General features: G+C 42.5%; 18 protein-coding genes. 11 read left to right on the top strand and 7 right to left on the bottom strand.

The window, feature by feature from the left end; genetic code table 11:
* Positions 1–57: 57 nt before the first annotated feature.
* Entirely contained in the window at positions 58–186 is a 129-nt protein-coding gene (gene yhfH / locus G6R08_RS17270; RefSeq protein ID WP_176142493.1) for a protein YhfH, read from the bottom strand.
* Between the two features lie 116 nt (positions 187–302).
* Here yhfH and G6R08_RS17275 point away from each other — a divergent pair, with 116 nt between their 5' ends.
* The 3 genes from G6R08_RS17275 to G6R08_RS17285 all read left to right on the top strand — a co-directional run bounded on the left by G6R08_RS17275 (position 303) and on the right by G6R08_RS17285 (position 3,777).
* Positions 303–1,049: an MBL fold metallo-hydrolase gene (locus G6R08_RS17275; RefSeq protein WP_163529676.1), complete on the top strand. Its 747-nt coding sequence runs from the start codon at positions 303–305 to the stop codon at positions 1,047–1,049.
* A 57-nt stretch (positions 1,050–1,106) separates the two neighbouring features.
* Positions 1,107–2,108 carry a lipoate--protein ligase gene (locus G6R08_RS17280; protein WP_163529678.1) on the top strand — a complete coding sequence of 334 codons (1,002 nt, stop codon included), beginning with the start codon at positions 1,107–1,109 and terminating at the stop codon, positions 2,106–2,108.
* A 139-nt stretch (positions 2,109–2,247) separates the two neighbouring features.
* Positions 2,248–3,777, top strand: a complete 1,530-nt coding sequence (locus tag G6R08_RS17285) for a fatty acid--CoA ligase family protein (protein WP_163529680.1) — start codon at positions 2,248–2,250, stop codon at positions 3,775–3,777.
* 419 nt (positions 3,778–4,196) lie between these two features.
* On the opposite strand, the gene G6R08_RS17290 is transcribed toward G6R08_RS17285, so the two are convergent.
* Positions 4,197–4,661, bottom strand: coding sequence for a DUF3939 domain-containing protein (locus G6R08_RS17290; protein WP_163529682.1), 465 nt, complete (start codon positions 4,659–4,661; stop codon positions 4,197–4,199).
* Between the two features lie 212 nt (positions 4,662–4,873).
* Between G6R08_RS17290 and G6R08_RS17295 the strand changes: the two genes are divergently transcribed.
* Entirely contained in the window at positions 4,874–5,401 is a 528-nt protein-coding gene (locus G6R08_RS17295) for a competence protein ComK (RefSeq protein ID WP_163529684.1), read from the top strand.
* A 26-nt stretch (positions 5,402–5,427) separates the two neighbouring features.
* Here G6R08_RS17295 and G6R08_RS17300 read toward each other — a convergent pair whose 3' ends face one another.
* Positions 5,428–5,796, bottom strand: a complete 369-nt coding sequence (locus G6R08_RS17300) for a YhjD family protein (protein WP_163529686.1) — start codon at positions 5,794–5,796, stop codon at positions 5,428–5,430.
* Between the two features lie 210 nt (positions 5,797–6,006).
* Here G6R08_RS17300 and G6R08_RS17305 point away from each other — a divergent pair, with 210 nt between their 5' ends.
* The 6 genes from G6R08_RS17305 (at position 6,007) to G6R08_RS17330 (ending at position 15,549) form a co-directional block, all read left to right on the top strand.
* Positions 6,007–6,654 (top strand): TVP38/TMEM64 family protein, encoded by a 648-nt coding sequence (locus G6R08_RS17305; protein WP_163529688.1) that lies wholly within the window; start codon positions 6,007–6,009, stop codon positions 6,652–6,654.
* A gap of 43 nt (positions 6,655–6,697) precedes the next feature.
* The gene (lepB, locus tag G6R08_RS17310) at positions 6,698–7,252 is read left to right on the top strand and encodes a signal peptidase I (RefSeq protein WP_163531380.1); all 555 of its coding nucleotides are present in this window, start codon (positions 6,698–6,700) and stop codon (positions 7,250–7,252) included.
* Positions 7,253–7,658: 406 nt separating this feature from the next.
* Positions 7,659–11,177, top strand: coding sequence for a helicase-exonuclease AddAB subunit AddB (addB, locus tag G6R08_RS17315; protein WP_163529690.1), 3,519 nt, complete (start codon positions 7,659–7,661; stop codon positions 11,175–11,177).
* Positions 11,161–14,880: a helicase-exonuclease AddAB subunit AddA gene (gene addA / locus G6R08_RS17320; RefSeq protein WP_163529692.1), complete on the top strand. Its 3,720-nt coding sequence runs from the start codon at positions 11,161–11,163 to the stop codon at positions 14,878–14,880. The genes addB and addA overlap by 17 nt, the downstream gene beginning before the upstream one ends.
* Positions 14,858–15,151 (top strand): HNH endonuclease, encoded by a 294-nt coding sequence (locus G6R08_RS17325; RefSeq protein WP_205439436.1) that lies wholly within the window; start codon positions 14,858–14,860, stop codon positions 15,149–15,151. Before addA ends, G6R08_RS17325 begins: the two co-directional genes overlap by 23 nt.
* Positions 15,152–15,195: 44 nt before the next feature.
* Positions 15,196–15,549: a DUF1516 family protein gene (locus G6R08_RS17330; RefSeq protein ID WP_163529696.1), complete on the top strand. Its 354-nt coding sequence runs from the start codon at positions 15,196–15,198 to the stop codon at positions 15,547–15,549.
* 413 nt (positions 15,550–15,962) lie between these two features.
* Here the strand turns inward: G6R08_RS17330 and G6R08_RS17335 are convergent, their stop codons facing one another.
* Positions 15,963–16,385 (bottom strand): hypothetical protein, encoded by a 423-nt coding sequence (locus G6R08_RS17335; RefSeq protein WP_163529698.1) that lies wholly within the window; start codon positions 16,383–16,385, stop codon positions 15,963–15,965.
* 353 nt (positions 16,386–16,738) lie between these two features.
* Here G6R08_RS17335 and G6R08_RS17340 point away from each other — a divergent pair, with 353 nt between their 5' ends.
* Positions 16,739–19,537, top strand: coding sequence for a pullulanase (locus G6R08_RS17340; protein ID WP_240339762.1), 2,799 nt, complete (start codon positions 16,739–16,741; stop codon positions 19,535–19,537).
* 295 nt (positions 19,538–19,832) lie between these two features.
* Here G6R08_RS17340 and G6R08_RS17345 read toward each other — a convergent pair whose 3' ends face one another.
* The 3 genes from G6R08_RS17345 to G6R08_RS17355 all read right to left on the bottom strand — a co-directional run bounded on the left by G6R08_RS17345 (position 19,833) and on the right by G6R08_RS17355 (position 21,210).
* Complete coding sequence (locus tag G6R08_RS17345) at positions 19,833–20,243, bottom strand: hypothetical protein (protein WP_163529699.1); 411 nt, start codon at positions 20,241–20,243, stop codon at positions 19,833–19,835.
* 101 nt (positions 20,244–20,344) lie between these two features.
* Positions 20,345–20,755, bottom strand: a complete 411-nt coding sequence (locus G6R08_RS17350) for a DUF3021 domain-containing protein (protein ID WP_163529701.1) — start codon at positions 20,753–20,755, stop codon at positions 20,345–20,347.
* Positions 20,752–21,210 carry a LytTR family DNA-binding domain-containing protein gene (locus G6R08_RS17355; protein ID WP_163529703.1) on the bottom strand — a complete coding sequence of 153 codons (459 nt, stop codon included), beginning with the start codon at positions 21,208–21,210 and terminating at the stop codon, positions 20,752–20,754. The genes G6R08_RS17350 and G6R08_RS17355 overlap by 4 nt, the downstream gene beginning before the upstream one ends.
* Positions 21,211–21,332 lie beyond the last annotated feature (122 nt).

The raw sequence follows: 21,332 nt of genomic DNA on the forward strand, positions 1-21,332 counted from the left end.
TAGGCAGCTGCTCAGATAGAGGATGTTCCAATTGTATAATTTTGTGGAATAGGACCTTTAACGAGCAGGGGAATTACATTCATCGCATAAATTACTGTAGCAGTCTGCTTGCTCTTGAATGACATTGCCACAGCTTGAACATTGCTTTTTTGGAAGATTACGAAAGAACTCGATAACATTCATCATGATAGATCGCCTCCAAATGTTTATTGTGAATTCATTGTATTATAACAATATGCAAAAATCAATAGGCTGTTATACGACAAATGAAAAATAGTCAAAAAGTTGGAAGGAGTGGGAAAATGAAAGTAACAGTTATCGGATATTGGGGTGGATATCCTGCATCAGGCAGCGCTACATCCAGTTATTTGGTTGAAAAGGATGGATACTCTTTATTGGTGGATTGTGGAAGCGGGGCTTTGTCGAGGCTGCAGCCATTTAAAGAAATCATGGACTTGGATGCGGTGATTCTATCCCATTACCACCAGGATCATATCGCGGATATAGGGGTGCTGCAGTACGCTTGGCTCGTGCAAAATACGATCAATGAGAAGGAGCAGGTCCTGCCTATTTACGGTCATACAGGTGATGAAGCAGCATTCGATAACCTCACACATCAGTATACACGCGGGACGGCTTACAATCCGGAGGAAACCCTTTATCTAGGGCCATTTTCGATTGAATTTAATAAAACGAGCCATCCTATTCCTTGTTACGGAATGAAAATCTGTGATAGTACAGATACAGTTGTGTACACTGCTGATACGAGCTACAACGACGGTTGGGCCTCTTTTGCGAGGCGAGCGGATTTGCTGATCACGGATACTAATTTTTATAAAGGAATGGATGGGAGCGGACCGGGTCATATGACAAGCGAGGAAGCGGCCACCATCGCAAGGGATGCCGGTGTGGAAGCCCTTTGGCTGAGTCATTTGCCGCATTTTGGCCAGCACACGCGGCTGAAACAAGAGGCGGAGGATGTTTTTCAAGGATCGATTCAATTAGCAAAAGAGGGGTTAACGTGGAAGAAGGATCCTAATAAATTGTGAATTTGTGTCGAATCTCGTACAATAGAAGGTGGGTATAAAGCAGGAAAGGATGATTGGATGCTAGTAATCAATCATGATACGAAAAGTAATGATCCCCGCATTAATTTGGCGGTGGAAGAATATGCTTTGAAGAATTTAGATATTGATGAGACTTATTTGCTTTTTTATGTGAATGAGCCTTCGATTATCATTGGGAAAAACCAAAATACGGTTGAAGAGATCAATACGAATTATGTGGAGGAGAACGGAATTCAGGTGGTTCGCCGATTATCTGGCGGCGGCGCAGTTTATCACGATCTTGGGAATTTGAGCTTCAGTTTTATTACGAAGGATGATGGCGACAGTTTCCATGACTTCGCGAAGTTTACCGAGCCTGTTACGCAAGCTTTGAACAACCTTGGGGTAGAAGCAGTGCTGTCCGGGCGTAACGATATTGTAGTGAACGGGAGGAAAATTTCCGGCAACGCGCAGTTTACCACAAAAGGCCGTATGTTTAGCCACGGCACTCTGATGCTTGATTCTGAGATCGAAAATGTTGTTTCAGCTCTTAATGTTAAAACAGAGAAAATCAAGTCCAAAGGGATAAAATCGATTCGCAGCCGTGTGGCAAATATCTCGGAATTCCTTGATGAACCGATCACGATCGAAGAATTTAAAAACCTGATTATTCGTTATATATTTGATGTAGAGGACGAGAAAGATGCCCCTTACTATCACTTAACGGAAAAGGACTGGGAAGAGATTCACAAAATCGCCGATGAACGTTATAAGAATTGGGATTGGAACTACGGCCGGTCACCGAAGTTTAACATTCAGCATACTAAGCGGATTGAAGGAGCAGGAAGCTACGATATTCGCCTTGATGTAGCAAAAGGCTATATCCGTAATGCGAAAATTTATGGAGACTTCTTCGGAATTGGAGACATCGCTGATATTGAAAATGAATTGGTGGAAACAAAATATGAACGCCAAGCAATTTCTGACGCTGTTGCCGATATGGATATTTCTCATTACTTAGGGAAGATCACTAAACAAGACTTTTTAGATATGGTTTATTAACACAGGGACCGACGTTTTAACGAACGTCGGTTTTTGTAATTAGCCATTGTTGCTAATTAATTGTCAGTATTTTATAATAAGAGGGAATATTTAAAATAAAAATGAATGAATACTCATTCACAACAAAGGGGAGCAGTACATGAACTTAAGTGATCAGCTGTCTGTTGTAGCTTCAGCACACCCTTCAAAGCAGGCGTATTTGTTTCAGGGAGAGGGAGCAAGCTACCAGGAGTTTGATGAATCTGTAACAAAATTTGCATGCAGCTTACGTAAACTTGGTTATGGGAAAGGAGATCATATTGCTCTAGTAAGTGGGAATAGTCCGTTGTTCATGATTGGTTTATATGGAGCTTTACGAGTGGGAGCCACTGTAATCCCGATCAACCCGACATATACGGCCGAGGAAATGCGCTATATTTTGAAAAATGGTGATGTGAAGGCTGTCATGACAATGGATGTATTGATGGAGAAATTTGAGCAGATGGATGATGATCTGACTATCTCGCATTACTTTGTAGCTGAAACGAAACTTGGCAGTGCGACTTCTTCTTTATCCGGAAAAATGAAATCGTTTACAAAGACGGTGGAAGAAGGTGACCTTTCTTTTTCAAAGCCTGAATTATCGGAAGACAGCGTAGCCGTTATTCTATACACTTCAGGCACTACCGGTAAACCGAAAGGCGCTATGCTTACCCACAAAAATCTTTATTCAAATGCTAAAGATGTTGCTGATTATTTAAAGTATACCCAGGATGATCGGGTCATTGCCACACTTCCCATGTTTCATGTGTTTTGTTTGACGGTGTCTTTAAACGCTCCGCTTATGAATGGCGGGACAGTCTTGATCGTACCGAAGTTTTCTCCTCAGGAAGTTTTTGAGATTGCCAGTACGCAAAAGGCCACGATATTTGCTGGTGTTCCGACGATGTACAATTACTTAGCTCAAACAGGAAGCGGGCAAACGGAAGCTTTTAAACATATGAGAATTTGTGTGTCGGGGGGATCGTCAATGCCTGTGGCACTGCTGAATAAATTTGAAGAGCAGTTTAATGTGCAAATTTCCGAAGGGTATGGTTTGTCTGAAGCTTCGCCTGTAACAGCGTTTAACCCGCTGGACCGTCCTCGTAAACCAGGATCGATTGGCACGAACATCGTTCATGTAGAAAATAAAGTGGTGGACGAGCTTGGAGAGGAGCTGCCTCCGGGAGAAGTTGGTGAATTAATCGTACGCGGTCCTAACGTGATGAAAGGTTATTATAACATGCCGGAAGAAACAGCTGTGGCACTAAGAGATGGGTGGCTGTACACGGGAGATATGGCGCGGATGGACGATGAGGGCTACTTATATATCGTTGATCGAAAAAAAGACATGATCATTGTTGGCGGCTACAATGTGTACCCGAGAGAAGTGGAAGAGGTTCTGTATGATCACCCTGATATTTCCGAAGCAGCCGTTATCGGCACCCCGGATCCAAATTCTGGTGAAATGGTGATCAGTTTTGTGGTGTCGTCGAATCCAGCTTTGAATGAATCCACTTTAAAAGAGTACTGCAAAGGATATCTAGCTAAATACAAGCAGCCTGCAAGAATTCATTTTATGGAAGAATTACCGAAAAACACTACAGGAAAAATATTAAGAAAAAATTTACGGGAAAAGCTGACAAACTAGCAAATTGTTGGGTTCCAAATCGATGCGTTTTGGGAATCCCGAAAGAGGTTAGGATGTCATAAACTAGTAATGACGCAAGGTTTTGCGGTCTTCCGCAAAATCTTTTCGGTGAATAGGGCAGGAAGATGTATTACAATAGATTTAGATAAGCGATCGCGCTTATTTATTACACACCATTTGTGGTAATGACATCACATTTGGGGGTCAGTAATCATTACTGATGAGTGTAGTTGTGAAGGAGCTATAATCTAGTTTCTTCATACAATTAATTCCCTCACTCAAAAGTTAACCAGTCGTCTCATTGGCCAATGCTCACTAGAGCATTGGCACTTTTTTTGAATTTGAAATGATAAAAATACTCAATTGTAGATGAGATTACTTGAGGTTGGCACATAAGCCCTCAAGGATGCGGGTCAGTATTAGTCCGGTTTTTTGTACGTAATCATAAACTCCTCATTTGTTAAATAAAAATCACGTTCAGGACGCTCTGGTAAAAGTCCTAACCCTTCAAGCTTAAAATAATTGATCTTTTTATAAGGGTCGTTCTCAATCACAGGAGTTTCTTGTGTTTGCTGCATATACTGGTCTACCGCGTGTTGGACGGCATCAATATCATAGGCCAGTTGTTTGTCTTCTTCGGTGAATAGTTCGTAGGTTTCCCGCGACATGTAATAGCGATGTCTAGGGATGCCGTGCAAGTAGGGTGCCAGCAATTGATAATCGAGTGTTAAGTCGTGATTGATTAACACGCTTAGCGGGATTTCGGTTGGTTTATCATCTGCATACTTATGAATGGCCTTCCGTACTTGATCTAATGATAATTCTTTTACCTCAAGGGACTGCTCTTGTTTTGACCGGTCTTTCTGCCTCTTTTTTTTCCACATACACTAGCCCTCCTTTTTAATTTCTCAGGTACAGATCATATTTTAAAAATACCCTTATTCAAGGAATCGTACTCCTGCTAAAAAAGTTTCAATATTTTTGAAAGAATATTTAGACTTTCGGTGAGTTTTTTGGTAAATTTAAGAAGTATAAGTTACTAGTTCCATTTTACAGTGGAAAAAGTCACATGATTATGGAAAGGAAGTTGAGGAATTTGGATTACATTCAAAACAGAGAATATGAGGTAAACCCGCAAACCATGGCTTTAGTCGCCAAGTACGATCGGCATGGGCAGGTGGTTACAAGAGTGATTGAAAGCGAGGAGCAATTTGATTTACCTTTTCATCCTGGTCAAATTATTGATCAATCCTGTCGATATTTTGCCAGCAGCCTTGAAGGACGTATGGCCGGGACTAAGCAAGTAGCTGGATTTACGCATAAGCCTCCCATTGTCATCTCCCAGAAGATGGGCATGTATTTCTTCCCTATTATTTCCCCAAAAAGAAAAGAATGCTCCTGGATCGCCCACAAGTATATTCGTTCTTATAAAGGAGAAAACGATCATACTACGACCATCCATTTTATAAATGGTGTTTCTGTTAATGTTCCGGTTTCTGCAGGGATGATTGCGAACCAAGTCCAGCGAACAGCGCAATTCCGTTTCATCCTTGAGGATCGTCTCAGCCATACGCCAGCAGCCTCTATCTCTCAGCCTGATCGAGTTGCTGAAAATTTAGCTTAAGTGACAAGTACACAGTGTACCCGTAATCACTCGGCAAGCTTATGAACATCTTCCATTAGTTTAAATAAAATACTTTCTACTCTTTTTCGAATGGCTGGATTAAAGTAGTTGCGTTTTTCTTCATAGCCGTGGGCTAGAAATAAAAAAGAAGTAAATGAATCATTGCGTCCTGACTCGATCACTTGCAAGTGCTGATGGTCCATTTGAGCTTTAAGCTTCTGTCGTTCCTTTCTAGCCTTGAGCTCCATTTTGTTCAGCAGCTCCATATATGGTTCTTTAATTTTAAATGATCCGCGCTCGAAATGTTTACGGTCCTGACGAATGACCGCAATGGCCATTGTCAAAAATAAATGATGTGAGGCAATCTCCAATTCTTCTTGTTTTAAGTGCCGCATGAGGCTCCCTCCATGTAATGAGAACGTTTGTTCTTGTTTTATTATATCACGATTTTGAAAAAAGTATGCAAGAATATTTTTCAAAGGTTAAACATGGCAGTGGAGGGGGAAACTGTAGATGGGTTCATCTTTCAGTAGGCAGGAGCCCGTGTATCTATTAAAATAGAAGAAGCATCTGCTGATTTTTCGGTAGGAATAAGGGGCGCCATCATGTATTTATTGAATATAACCGTAGATAAAATAAAAAAATTAGCTGAAGATGATCGCTTGTTCGATTATGTGCTTAACCAATTGGAGCAATTACAGAGTTTCGGGCCGCTGCCTGGAATTATACTGCCTATGTTTGAAGCCTTCTTACCGATCTTGCCGCTTATCGTCTTTGTCCTGGCAAATTCGGTCGTATATGGACTGTTTAAAGGATTTTTATATTCCTGGATAGGGACGGCAGTTGGTTCTATTCTTGTCTTTATGCTCGTTCGTCGTCTAGGTCAGAAGAGATTCTTTAAAATAATTAGAAAAAATAAGCAAGTTCGGCGGGTCATGATGTGGCTTGAGGAGCATGGATTCGGGCCTCTCTTTCTATTAATGTGTTTCCCATTCTCGCCTTCCTCTATCATTAATGTTGTAGCAGGTCTGTCTACGGTGAGCCGCCAGCAATTTATCCTGGCTGTTCTGTTAGGGAAATCTGTTATGATCTTTACGGTAGCCTATGTGGGCAGCAGTATCGCCTCGTTCGCGCAAAACCCGGTCAAGTCGATCGTAGTAGGTGTCTGTATTCTATTGTTCTGGATTCTTGGGAAATTTATTGAAAAAAGACTGCAGCACAAAGCAGAAAAACGTAAAGATCAGAACGGTTAGATTTCTGTTCAGAAGGGTAAAATAGTAGGATAAGAACATGTGGCTGGAGGATAGAATGATGAAAAAATTCTATAAGATCATTCAGGCTGTGCTGGTGGCGTTTCTGTTGGCATTTGTGTTTAAATCTTATTTTTTTGCAAGTTATGTAGTCGATGGGGAGTCAATGGAACCTACTCTCGAAGACGGAAATCTATTGATGGTAAATAAAGTAGTCTATGACTGGCAAACCGTGAACCGTGGAGACGTGATCGTATTTCATGCCAATGAGAAGGATGATTACGTGAAACGGGTCATTGGTGTCGAAGGTGATCACATCGCTTTCCGGAATGATGTATTATATGTAAACGGACAACGCGTGCCCGAACCTTATTTGGATCAATTAAGGCCGGAGGATGGGAGATTATTTACAACCAATTTCACGCTTGAAGAAGTCACCGGGGAAAGTGAAGTTCCTGAAAACCAATTATTTGTGATGGGAGACAACCGAAGAGACAGCTTGGATAGTCGATATTTCGGCTTTGTGCCGACTGAGAGTATTGTTGGAAAAGTAGATGTCTGTTATTGGCCGGTTTCTCAAGTAGATTTACAATTTAACTAGCAGGATCAAACACTGTCCGTGTTCGGGTGGTGTTTTTTTGTGGAAAAATTATTGCAACTGAAAAGGGGGGCAAGAATGAGATAAGGCCGAACATTAGGAGTTAGGGGAGAATTCCCTGGCGTTAGGGCCGAATGACTATGAGTTAGGGAAGAATCCGAATGAGTTACGGCCGAATTCCACCTCGTTAGGGTCGAACCTCCCGGACTCACGGCCGAATTCCACCTCGTTAGGGTCGAACCTCCCGGATTCACGGCTGAATCCCGCATCGTTACGGCCGAACTCACACGAATCCCACATAGCCACGAAGCCGCCCCGCTGAGAGTTCACAACCGCAATGATTGACCAGTACCTCCCAAATGAAGGATACTAGAATAAGAGATAAAATTATCGAAAAGGGGTACATGACATGGCGATACAGTTTTTGCTTGGACGCTCCGGAGCAGGTAAGGGCGTGCGAGTGCTTGAAGAGATTGAAGCAAAATTAAAAGCTGATCCTAAAGGACGGCCGATCATGTATATCGTTCCCGATCAAATGACCTTCCAGCAGGAGTATACGCTGCTGAAACGAGACGGGGTAGAAGGATCGATTAGGGCTCAAGTGTTCAGTTTCTCGCGTCTGGCGTGGCGTGTTTTTCAAGAAACAGGCGGCGGAACGAAGAAGTTTATCAGCTCGACCGGCATACAAATGATGCTGAGAAAGATTGTGGAAGAGCGGACGTCAGAGTGGAGAGTTTTTCAGAAGGCTATTGAAAAACAAGGCTTTATTGAACAGCTTGAAGGGATGATTACGGAGTTTAAGCGTTATAACATCTCGCCGCAAACCTTGCAGTTGCAAATGAATGCTATGGATCAGATCGTCCATAAAACAAGTCATGAAGAAGGATTGCGAGATAAGCTTGATGATTTATCCTACATTTTTGATCACCTCACTGATGCATTGAGAGAACAATACATAGATGGGGAGGATCAACTGCAGCTGCTTGCTGATAAAATTCCAGAAGCCCAATTTTTAGAAGGGGCTGAGGTTTATTTAGATGGCTTCCATAGTTTTACACCGCAGGAATATACGGTTATCGAGGCGCTCTTGAAAAAGGCTGCTCGTGTTGTCGTGTCATTAACGACAGAAATGCCTGAGCTTGAAGAAAATCAAGAGTTGGATCTGTTTCACGAAACGAAAGAAACGTACTTTACATTAAAGCAAATCGCTGAAGAAACAGGGACAGAAATTGAAGGCATTGTGGAGTTGGATCATAATTATGGGCGTCTACATGGTCAACCAGCTTTGCTGCACCTTGAGCGTTATTTTGATCAGCGGCCGGCTCCTGAATTTGAGAGAGAAACACCAATTCAAGTTGCCGAGGCGGCTCATCCCCGGGCTGAGGTGGAAGGGGTTGCCCAGGAGATCCTTCGCTTAGTAAGGGATGAAGGCTATCGTTATAAAGATATGGCAGTGCTGATTCGGGAGCCAGAAGTCTATCATAGCTTACTCGAGACTTTATTCGAAGATTATGGGATTCCGGTATTTATTGATGAAAAAAAGACGATGCTGAACCATCCTGTTATGGAATTGATTCGATCAGGTCTTGACGTGATCGAAGGGAATTTTCGTTATGATGCGGTGTTCCGTTTACTGAAAACAGGACTGATTCCGTCGAATAACCCAACCTTTCCGTTAACAGAGGATGCAATTGATGAACTTGAAAACTATGTATTGGAATACGGGATTCGCCGGCGTGATCGCTGGTTTAGTGAAGAACCATGGATTTATCAGCGGTTTAGAGGATTCGAACAATCTTCTCAAACAGATGAAGAAAAGCAGAAGCAGAAGCGAATAAATGCTTATCGCAGGCAAGTCACGAGAGTGCTGGAACCCTTTGATGAACAACTACGAGGGGCGAAGACGGTTGAAGAGCGCTCCCGAGCGGTTTACAGCTGGCTTGAAACAATGGAAATTCCGACACAATTGGAGACATGGCGTGATCGCTACGATGAAAGAGGAGAAATTGAGAAGGGACGCGAGCAGGAGCAAGTCTGGGACGCGCTGCTGCAGCTGTTAGATGAGATGGTTGAGATGGCTGGAGACGAGGGAATTTCGCTTCAAGTGTTTAGAAGTATTATCGAGAGCGGTCTCGAGTCCCTGACATTCGCTCACGTTCCACCGAGCATGGATCATGTGATAGTCGGAAACGTGGATCGTTCTCGTATCACTGGCATCAAAGCATCTTTTTTATTAGGGGTTACAGATGGGGTCTGGCCGATGAAACCAACGGCAGATGGCATGATCTCAGAACGGGAACGGACGCTGTTGGCCGAAGGCGGTATCAAACTGGCCGACGGTACGAACCGCCAGCTGCTTGATGATCGTTTCTATATGTATTTGGCGCTGACGATGGCCACGGAACATTTATGGCTCAGTTATCCATTAAGTAATGAAGAAGGAAAGTCTAAAGTCCCTTCGCAGATCATTCAGCGGCTCGATGAGTTATTTCCAGCTTTACGCGACAGCCGCGTGCTGCTGAAAGATGCAGATGATGAAGAAGATGCCACACGATTTATTACGAACCCTGTGAAAACGCGGTCCGCTTTAACGTCACAGCTATCCCGTTATTTACGTGGCTATCCTCTTCCTTCTACTTGGTGGGATGTTCTGAATTGGTATATCAAGACAGAGGAAAAGAGCGGTCTTACTAATCGAATTTTACACAGTTTATTTTATAAAAATCAGCCGGTTGATTTAGCACAAGATACGAAGAAAAGGATGTTTGATGGTCCGCTGAAGACGAGTGTATCACGGCTAGAAACGTACCATCGCTGTTCTTACCAATATTTTTCGCGTCACAGCTTGAATTTAGAAGAGCGCAAAACGTACAAGCTTGATGCGCCAGACATCGGCCAGCTTTTCCATGAGGCGTTAAAACAGATTACTGAATGGGTTCAGCAGGAAGGGCGTGACTTTGCCGATCTGAATAAGAACGAAACGGCTCATTATGCTGAAAAAGTGATGACCAAACTTGCACCGGTTTTGCAAAATCAAATTCTGCACAGTTCTAATCGCCATCATTACATTAAACATAAGCTTCAGGGTGTCGTGTCCCGGGCTGCTTTAATATTGAGTGAACAAGCTCGAAAAAGCAGGTTCTCGCCGGTCGGCCTTGAGCTTGGATTTGGGACGGGCAAGGATGCCAAGCTGCCGCCGCTATCCCTCGGGCTGCCGAACGGCCATGAGTTGATGCTGCGGGGCCGCATTGACAGAGTAGATCGGGCCTTGCACGAGCAGGCACTTTACTTAAGAATCATCGATTACAAATCGAGTGAAAAAGGCTTGAATTTAACCGATGTTTATTATGGATTAGCCTTACAAATGCTGGCCTACCTTGATGTTGTATTGACGAATGCCGAGCACTGGCTGGGCGCACCGGCACTGCCGGCAGGGGTGCTCTATTTTCACGTTCATAATCCGATGGTGTCAGGAAAGCAAATATTGGGTGATGATCAGATCGAAGAGGAGATTTTCAAGAAGTTTAAAATGAAAGGTCTCCTGCTTGAAAATGAACAGTTAGTACACATGATGGATACGAGTCTTGAGAAAGGACAAAGTCAGATCATTCCAGCCGGACTTAAAGCCAATGGCGGATTTTATAAAGGATCCAAAACGATCGAAACGGAAAAATTCAACGACTTACGAAGTTACATTCGTGATGTTATGATCGAGGCCGGACAACGGGTAACGGAAGGGGAGGTTGATCTTAACCCTTTTCAAAAAGGACAACAGAGAGCCTGTGACTACTGTCCATTCCGCTCCGTTTGCCAGTTTGATCCTTCCCTTGAGGATAACGACTACCGTAAACTCAAGGAATGGAAGGAAGAAGAAGTCATTCAACAGATAGTGACGAGAGAGGAGAATCGATTTGGTAAGCTGGACTAAAGAACAGGAACGAGCGATCTATACAGAAGGGACCAATGTCCTCGTTGCAGCAGCTGCTGGATCAGGAAAAACGGCGGTCTTAGTCGAAAGAATCATTCAAAAGCTTCTCCATAAGACGGCACCAGTGAACATTGATTCTCTGCTCGTCGTGACATTTACGAACGCCGCCGCTCAGGAAATGAGAAACCGGGTCGGCCTGGCATTAGGGCAAGCGCTTGAAGAAAATCCCGGATCCCAGCATTTGAAAAAACAGCTGTCGCTGCTGCAAAATGCTTCGATTTCCACACTGCATTCCTTTTGTATGGAAGTAGTCCGGAAAAATGCCTACATGCTTGATCTTGACCCAGGGTTTCGGATTGCTGATGACATTGAAGCGGATCTCATCAGGCAGGAGGTTCTGGAAGATTTATTTGAAGACTGGTATGGCAAAGAAGGCGAGGAACGTGATCGTTTCTTTGACGTGGTCGATCGTTTTTCAAGTGACCGCAGTGATTTAGACGTTGAAAAGCTTGTGCTCGATTTATATACGTTTGCGATGCAAAATCCATGGCCTGAACAATGGCTGGACGAAATGGTAGACATGTATAACGTTGATGACGTCGAAAGCGAGGAGGAGCTCGTTTGGCTCTCCCATTTAAAGCGTGATGTCACGAGCCAGCTCAATGCGATCGAGGCAGAGGCCTACCAATTGCTTGAGCTTACGCGTGAACCGGACGGACCGTCAAGCTATGGGGAAACAGCAGACCAGGATTTAGAGATGATTCAACAGGCTAAAGGGGCTCATGCGGTTTCTTGGAACGAACTGCAAAAGGTGATGACAGCAAGCAAATTCCCGGCCTTGTCCCGTAAGAAAATGGACTGTGATGAAGCGAAAAAAGAACGAGCTAAGAGTATTCGAAATGGTTATAAAAAACGTTGGAATGATATGAAAGATGAATGGTTTCAGCGTTCTCTCGAGAGTTATTTAAAAGATATGAAAGAACTTCATCCCGTTATGGAGCAGCTTGCGGTTGTGATTAAAGATTTCCACGAACGCTATCGGCTATTGAAAAAGGAAAAGGCACTCGTCGATTTTTCAGATCTTGAACACTACTGTTTACAAATATTACTGGATGAATCTTCAACAAAAGAACAACCTGTGCCATCGCCTATCGCGAAGAGCTTTCATGATCAGTTCAGTGAGGTGTTAATTGATGAATATCAGGATACAAACCTCGTTCAAGAGACATTGCTCCGGTTGTTAACAGATGGTCAGCAGGCTGGTCACCTGTTCATGGTCGGTGACGTCAAGCAAAGTATTTATCGATTCAGACACGCCGAGCCCTCTTTATTTTTAACAAAATATAAAAACTATGGCGACCAGCCTGAAGCAGGGGAGCGGATTGACCTGGCTCGCAATTTCCGCAGCCGCAGGCAGGTGCTCGATGCGACTAACTATATTTTCCGCCAGCTCTTAGATGAAGAAGTGGGGGAGATGAATTATGAGCCAGAAGCTGAGCTGATTTACAGTAATTCTATCTATGATGATCTAACAACTGAGGACGCCAGTGCCGAGCTGATGATTATCGACCGTGAAGCGAAGGAAGATGAATCGGAGGATGAGGAAGGCTACGAGGATTTAGAAAAAGCACAAATTGAAGCCAGAGCGTATGGCGAGAGAATCCGGCAGTGGCTCGGTCATGGAGAGGAAGCTCCGCTGATGGTCGTGGATAAAGCCACCAGCATGAAGCGGCCCGTGCAATATCGAGATATCGTGATTTTAATGCGCTCCATGACATGGGCTCCAACCATTGTCGATGAATTGAAAAAGCAAGGAATCCCGGTATATGCGGAGCTGTCGACGGGTTATTTTGAAGCAATTGAAGTTAAAATCATGCTGAATTTGCTGAAAGTCATTGATAATCCCATGCAGGATATTCCGCTTGCGTCTGTGCTTAAATCGCCGATTGTCGGACTTGATGAAGATGAACTGATGCAGCTTCGTTTAGAAAATCAAAAAGTAAGCTATTATGAGTCGATCCGTTCCTACTATGGTGATGCTGACACGAGACGCAAAGTGCAAGAGTTTTTAAATTTGCTAAGCAGCTTTCGAGAACGAGCGCGCCAGGGGGCATTGTCTGATTTAATTTGGGATATTTTCCGAGAAACAGGCTACTATGATTTCGTCGGCGGCATGCCAGGCGGTCGGCAGCGCCAGGCTAACTTGAGAGCTCTGTATGACCGGGCCAAATCTTATGAATCGACTTCCTTCCGTGGCCTGTTTCGTTTCCTGCGATTTATTGAACGAATGGAGGAACGCGGAGATGACCTTGGCGCAGCGAAAGCTCTCGGAGAGCAGGAAGATGTTGTTCGGATTATGACGATTCACAAAAGTAAAGGGCTGGAGTTTCCAGTCGTCATCCTGGGAGCAATGGATAAGCAGTTTAATATGATGGATTTACGCCATCGCTACTTGCTTCATAAAGACTTTGGATTTGGTTCGCGCTATATTAATCCAGAGAAGCGGATCATGTTTCCAACACTGGCTTATCATGCCTTAAAGCGCATAAAACTCAGGGAACTTTTAGCTGAGGAAATGCGGGTACTTTATGTAGCGTTAACGAGAGCGAAGGAGAAGCTTATCATGGTCGGAAATGTTGCTTCTTTTGAGAAAAAACAGCAGAAATGGCAAACCTATGTTGATCGGCAGGACTGGGTGCTGCCTCCCCATGACCGTCTGGAGGCAAAATCCTATCTTGATTGGGTAGGAGCCGCGCTGATTCGTCATCAGGGTACTGGGCAGCTTCGCGACGAACAGGTTACGGTCAAAACAGCCGAAGCGATTGAACAGGATATTTCCGAGTGGCAAGTTATACTGAAACATAAGAAAGATTTTGCTGATGTGAGTGAGCTTGAGAAGCAGCGAGACGAGCAGTTACAGGAGCATATTTCGGAGTGGAAGCCGATGCCGACCGAGACAGAAAATGAGTTCATCAATACAAGGCTTAACTATCAGTATCCTCATCAGAAGGCGGCCATGTCCCGTGCCAAACAGTCTGTAACCGAGATTAAACGCCAACGGGAGGTAAAGGATGAGTATTCCAGTGATCAGCTGCTCATTCCTTATCGTGCTCCCATTGCCAAGCGGCCGCGTTTTATGCAGGAAAGCGAACGACTGACAGCAGGGGAGAAAGGGAGTGCCGTGCATACCGTAATGCAGCACATCCCTTTGCACAAAAACCATACAGCTGAAGAAATATTGGAATTTGTTGAACATCTTGTCATGAAGGAAATTTTGAGAAGAGAAGAAGCGGATGTCGTCGATGCTGAAGCGATTGAAGCCTTTTTCCAAACGTCGATTGGCAAGCTGGTGCAGCAGGCAGAACAGGTGGAGCGGGAAGTTCCGTTTAGTTTGACACTGCCCGCCAATGAGGTGTACAAAGATTGGCAAGAACCAACTGAGGAGAGGGTATTTATCCAGGGGGTTATCGATGCCATGATTCCCTATGAAGATGGCTGGCTGATCCTTGACTATAAAAGTGATGGGTTCGATATAAACGATCCGAACGCACCTGAGCAGCTTAAAACGCGATACGAAACGCAGCTGCAACTTTATCAAACAGCTTTAGAAAAAATCTGGCAGCAGCCGGTCAGGAGAAGCTGTCTTTACTTCTTTAACGGCCCCTTACTAGTGGAGGTTGATGGCAGTGGAAAACACGTGTGACCTCTGTGGGCGAACACCAATCACCACGACCGTGCATCATTTGATTCCTAAACAATACGGCGGAGCAGCCGGTCCGACGGCGATGCTGTGCAGCGCTTGTCACCGCCAGCTCCACGCCTTGTTTACAAATGAAGAGCTGGCAGGATTTTATCATACTGTTGAACGCCTGGCAGATCACCCTGATATGGGGAAGTATTTGCGCTGGGTCAAGAAGCAAGATCCAGAGAAGAGAATTACAACGCGTAAGGCGAATCGGAGGAGAAGACGGTAAGGTGGACAGCTTTCGGTTACATTAGAGAATGTGAGGTAAGAGATATGATTATTCATCTTCACTTGGCAGTGGTTATCATCATTATTGGTCTGCTCATCACTGTGAATCATATGAATAATATCCAAAAGAACAGAACTGCCAATATTTTGCTCTATATCATGCGCGCTTCATATGTTGCAGCTGTTTTATCCGGAGGCTTTTCTCTTGGCATGCAGCCGGTGTCTCTTGGAAGCTTGTTTAAAGTGTTTTTGGGCATTAGCAGTATTGGTTTAATCGAGATGTACTTTATGCACAAATCGAAAAACGATACACCGCGGTTTTTACCGGTTTTGTTAATCATTTTCTTAGTTCTAACCGTTATAACGGGACTGCTTCTGCCTCTTGGCCTATCCTTTTAATACGATAAGATGCCAGGACCAGGGATTAATTGATTAGGGCCCTTTAGCCTGACACACGTAAATGTATGTTTTGTCTGGAGTAAGATGTTCTCCAAAAATAAAATCTATACTGAAACTGGCTGATGGCCTTCCCTAATCGAGCAATATAAACGCAAGTGGTTTTAGCTGTTCCGTCAGATCCTGTTTATATATGACGGCATACGAAGTATTCAGTATAATTGCTCAATCCAGTTTAGTGATAACGGCTGCATTGACATTTATCGTTTATCGAAATAAAAAGAAATAGCCACCTGAATCGCTAAAAGCAAGGTGACTATTTCTATAGGAAATCTAAATGAGGCAGCCGCTGATCGTGCGGCATGTAGTTGCTTCGGCCGAGTGTTTGAACACTCGGCCTCTTTTTATTACAGGCTTCATAATCCCTCAATCAGCATACCATCTAGCTCCCGAACTTTGTCATATGACTTTACTAATTGTTCAGGCACCAATGTTCTGCCATATTCCCAGGCATTCGTTTCGATTTCAGATTGAAGAGCTGCTATTTCGTCTTCCTCTCCATACATGAGAGTCTTTATGTCGTGTTTGTTTTTCTTAAAAGTTAAATAATACCCAATCTCGTGATATAGGATAATCTTAACAAGATTTTCATCAGTCTCTTTTATTTTAATTTTACTGAGATATCCATTGATTTGCAGATAATGAAATTTTATCGTGTTCGTCGATACATTATAATTCATAGGCTTACTCAGATCGTTATTAAATTCATAATTTATATGTAAATTGTGCTCTTGTAAGGTATGTTTAATAATTTTCTCGATATCCCATATGTATAGCATGTTATTCATCACTTTCCTTTCGAATATTATTCCATCTCAAAAATTAATGATCTCCTTACTTAATTAATATAATAGAATTTTGCATTAATTGAAATGATTATAGAATTATTAATTGAGGTAGTACAGAATAACGAAATATAAGTGAGCACAAGTTATAGAATTATAAAAGTGTAAATATCAGACTAGTTAAAAAATTTAATTGAAAAGGTTTTCATAAAATGGTAACGTAATTAGTGATGTAAATTTGATAACGAAAGGAGGAACTAAAGAGACTAGATGTTTTTTTTGTCTTTTGTGCAAACGATTGCACGGGTTACCTGAGAATTCGTCATAATTGACAGGGAGAGTGTTTAATGAGAAAAGTAATGAAAAAAAGTGTTCTTATCATGCTGGCATTTGTTATGGTCTATGCATCATCAGGCAGCATTGCTGCTAGTGAATTAAGGAAAGAAACGACATCTAAATCATTAACTGAAGCACCGATTCCAGAGGGTCATATAAGAGTTCATTACCAAAGGGCAGATAATGATTATAGTGGTTGGGGGTTACACCTTTGGAATCAGGATGAGGATAATCCGGCCATTGATTTTGTCGTGGACTGGGCTGATCCTGTTATTTTTGATCAGAAATCTGAATGGGGAGTATACAAAGACATCAAGGTAAGCAATATTAAAAACGGTCTCAACTTTATTGTTCATAAAGGTGATACAAAGGATAATGCAATAGATCGTTCTTTTCCGACATCAGGGGAAAGAGAGTTTTGGCTTGTTCAGGGTCAAGAAAAAGTCTATTTGGAAGAACCTGAAATGGTCAGCGAACCGACATATGCCGAGATTACCAGCAAAAATCAAATTACAGGATACTTAAATGGAAGCGGGGAAGAGATATCACGTGATGATTTACAAATTGTTGATCGATATGGTGAGGAGATCGGATTAAAAAATATCAATGTAAATCAATCACAATTCACGCTTACTACTACTGAAAACCTTGATCTGTTGAAAAGTTATACCGTCTCTCTTAATGGAACAGAAAAATATGCGAGGATTTCTTGGGAATTAATGGACAAGGAATTTGCCTATGAGGGCGACGATCTTGGTGCCACCTTGCATGGTAACGGCGAGGCAACATTAAAGTTCTGGTCTCCACCTGCTACAAATGTTTCCGTCATTCTCTTTGATAAAGACAACCAATATAAAGTAATAAAAGAAAGTGTACCCATGTCTAAGAGTGACAACGGTGTGTGGCAAGTTCAACTTGATCAAACCAATACTGGAATTAGTGACTTGAGCGGTTATTACTATCAATACAAAATAGACGTGTACGGCCAAACGAACGTCGGTCTTGATCCTTATGCAAAATCCATGGCAGCATGGAGCAATGAAGACGGAGACAGCGTTGGCAAAGCTGCGATTGTAGACCCTTCATCGATAGGACCAGCATTAGATTACGCGGATATAGATGGGTTCGAAAAGCGGGAAGATGCTATTATTTGGGAAGCTCACGTCAGAGACTTTACTTCTGATCCAAGCCTCGAATCAGAGCTGCAGTCACAATTTGGAACCTTTAACGCGTTTGCTGAGAAACTCGATTATATTAAAGAATTAGGGGTAACACATATTCAACTGCTTCCTGTGATGAAGTACTATTTTGGAAATGAACTTACCAGTGATGAAAGGGAATTGGAGTATTCTTCACAAGGTAATAATTATAACTGGGGATATGATCCACACAGCTATTTTTCTCCAACGGGGATGTACTCTGAACAACCGAAAGACCCCAAAGCACGGATAGCAGAGCTCAAGAATCTCATTAAAGAAATTCATAAAAGAGACATGGGAGTAATTCTTGATGTGGTGTACAACCACACGGCAAAAGTAAGTATATTGGAAGATCTTGTACCTAACTATTATCATTTTATGGATAAAGAAGGAAACCCTAAGGTGGGCTATGGCGGCGGAAAAGTTGGGACGACGCACGCCATGTCAAGGAAACTAATGGTTGATTCTATTAAGTATTTGGTCGATGAATTTAAAGTGGATGGATTCAGGTTCGATTTGATGGGCGATTTAGATGCTAAAAGTGTACAAATAGCTTATAACGAAGCAAAAACATTAAATCCGAATATTCTGATGATCGGAGAAGGCTGGAGGACATTTGTTGGGGATGGTGGTCCTGAAGATGAAGTCATGCCAGCTGACCAAGATTGGATGGGGCATACGAATGATGCAAGTGTATTCTCCGATGAAATTAGAAATGAATTAAAATCAGGATTTGGTATTGCCGGAGAGCCAAGATTTATAACAGGTGGAGCTCGTGATGTTCAAACCATATTTAACAACATTAAGGCCCAACCAGGAAACGTTAAGGCAGATGATCCGGGTGATGTCGTTCAGTATATAGCAGCACATGACAATCTGACCCTTCATGATGTCATCGCCTATTCGATTAAAAAAGACCCGGCAGAACATGAAGAAGAGATCCAAAAACGAATCAGATTAGGCAATTCCATGATCTTAACCAGCCAGGGAATTGCGTTTCTCCATGCAGGCCAAGAATATGGAAGAACGAAGCAGTGGAAGGGTGAAGACAAGCCCCAAGAGGGAGCAACCTATATGGTAGACCAAAATGGAGAACCTTTTGAACACCCTTACTTTATTGATAACTCCTATGATTCTTCCGACCGAATCAATATGTTAGATTGGAGCAAGATGAAAGGGGAAGGTATTCACAAGGAGACTCTGGAATATACGAAAGGTCTAATAGAACTACGCCGTTCCACGAATGCTTTTCATCTAGGAACAGCGGACAAAGTTAACTCCAATGTGTCGATGATCGAGGCACCGGAAATTAAAGAAAAGGATCTGGTTATTGCTTATAAAGCAGAATCTACTGATGATACTGGGAAATACTTTGTATTCGTTAATGCCGATCATCAAGAGCGTAAACTAACATTAAATGACTACAACCTAGCTGCAGGCAAAGTTATAGTCGATGGTGATGAAGCAGGAAAAGAAAAAGTAAGTGATCGTTCAGGCTTTAAGTTGAATGCCAATGAAATTACATTAGAACCATTAACGACGGTCGTTGTGAAATGTGACTCACCTGGGAATGGGCATGATCCTTGCGAAAAGCCAAATAGAGGAAAATAATAAGCTAGTGAAGGCTCCGCTTTTTCAGTGGAGCCCTGTTTTTTATGCCATTTTTAAAGTGAGATGTGCATCACAACTAGATATTTCAGAATCCAGGCAGGTTATTTAAGAATCTTAATCCGTTATTTCAGAATCATAGGTCGTTATTTAAGAATGAGCCTGCGTTATTTCAGAATCAACAGGCATTATTTCAGAATCCCCGACAAAACACCGCGCTGTAAGCTGATAAAATGATATGCAAGGAACAAAAAATACCATCCCTCAAATGTCGAGTGGATGGCAATTAGGTTTACATTTATAAAGTCTTCGGTTCCTTTTGATAATCTTCCGCTAAGGACTCTTCTTCCTGCTTTAACCACCTTGGAATTAGCCATATGGAAAACAAAGCAACGACAAAATGAACAGGATGAGCAACTATTCCAAAATTCTCTGCTGGAGGATTAGCGATGTCAAAAATAGTCAGCAAAAGCGTAACTCCAGCTGTAAGCAGAAAATAAAATAGTTTTGGCCTCGAGGTTTTTTGAAAAAGTTTAGTAAATATAAGTCCTCCTGTAATGTTTGGAATAATAGAGGCCATCAAAATAGAAAATAAGTTTAATTGGGAAAACCAAAGACCTGTGAATGCACTGATCAAATAAGCTGTCGCCGCAGCTGCAACACCTGAAAGTAAACCAACATACAACCCAATAAGCACACTTCTTTTCATAGTAAAAATCTCCTCTGATTTTTTAAATTCTATATAGAAAAGGATGATTGATCCGCATTCTTCAAGTCTTTTAGACCAGCTGCCGATCGAAACATCACCTATCAAATACGCTTCAAGTCATCATTAAGTTTTCTACATTCATGTTTAAAATAAAGAAAGAACCCAAACCATGCGATACCATAAGTGGTAACAGCAATTATTAGAAAGAGAATGATGTGCTTGGTTTCGGCTGGAATCCAGCCTATGGCTAAGGCTAAAATCAAGTAGAGAATGGCGACGGTGGTGAAATGAAGGGCTGTCTGTTGATAAAGACGTAATGATCGGATTTCAAAATAAAGCGGGGTAACGGTGAATAGCCAGCCGCAAAATATGGAACCTAGTGAGTTTTTCAGGAAAAGCTCTCCGTCAATGAGGCTTTGCTCACCAAAGTAGATCAAAGCGATCGTTGTGAGTGTTGCAATAAATCCGCCAAAGAAAATGCCCATAATGCTTCTGAATAAAAATCTCCTCATGTATTGTCCCTCCTGTTCATTTTTAATAATTTCTTAATCTTTCCGACATAGTGCCTTGAGGCGTATTCCTTCACGCCTGATTTAAAGTACACACAAAGAGTTCCGTTAAAGGATGATTCGAAATGACTTACTTCGTAAAGATTTGCGATGACGGATTTGGAAAGTCGCACGAACTGTATGGAGGGGAGGAATTGCTCGAGCTCATATAATCTTTCTTTTATTTTGAAACTTCCATCAGCAGTGGCTGCTAACACAATATCTCCTTCCGAGTGGAAATAGTGAACTTCAGTTGGTTTTAAAATGTGCTGCCTTTCTCCATCTCTGCCTACAATAAATTCGGTATTCCTCGCATTAAGAAAATCAAGAATTTCGTTAATCGACGCATCGAGTTCCTTACAGTGAATAGTAACTTTTGTTTCTTCATGATCAGGGTCTATATCTAGCGAAATCTTCATGGCATAAATCCCTCCTTCGACTGAGGCTTTCTTAAGGATAGTATAGAGGCGGCGCTTCTAAATGTCACCATGATGGAGATGATACGCAGAATGATTGAAGTAAGATGCGAATTCATCTGTCC

It is taken from the genome of Halobacillus ihumii (assembly GCF_902726645.1).
GTDB classification, from domain to species: domain Bacteria; phylum Bacillota; class Bacilli; order Bacillales; family Halobacillaceae; genus Halobacillus_A; species Halobacillus_A ihumii.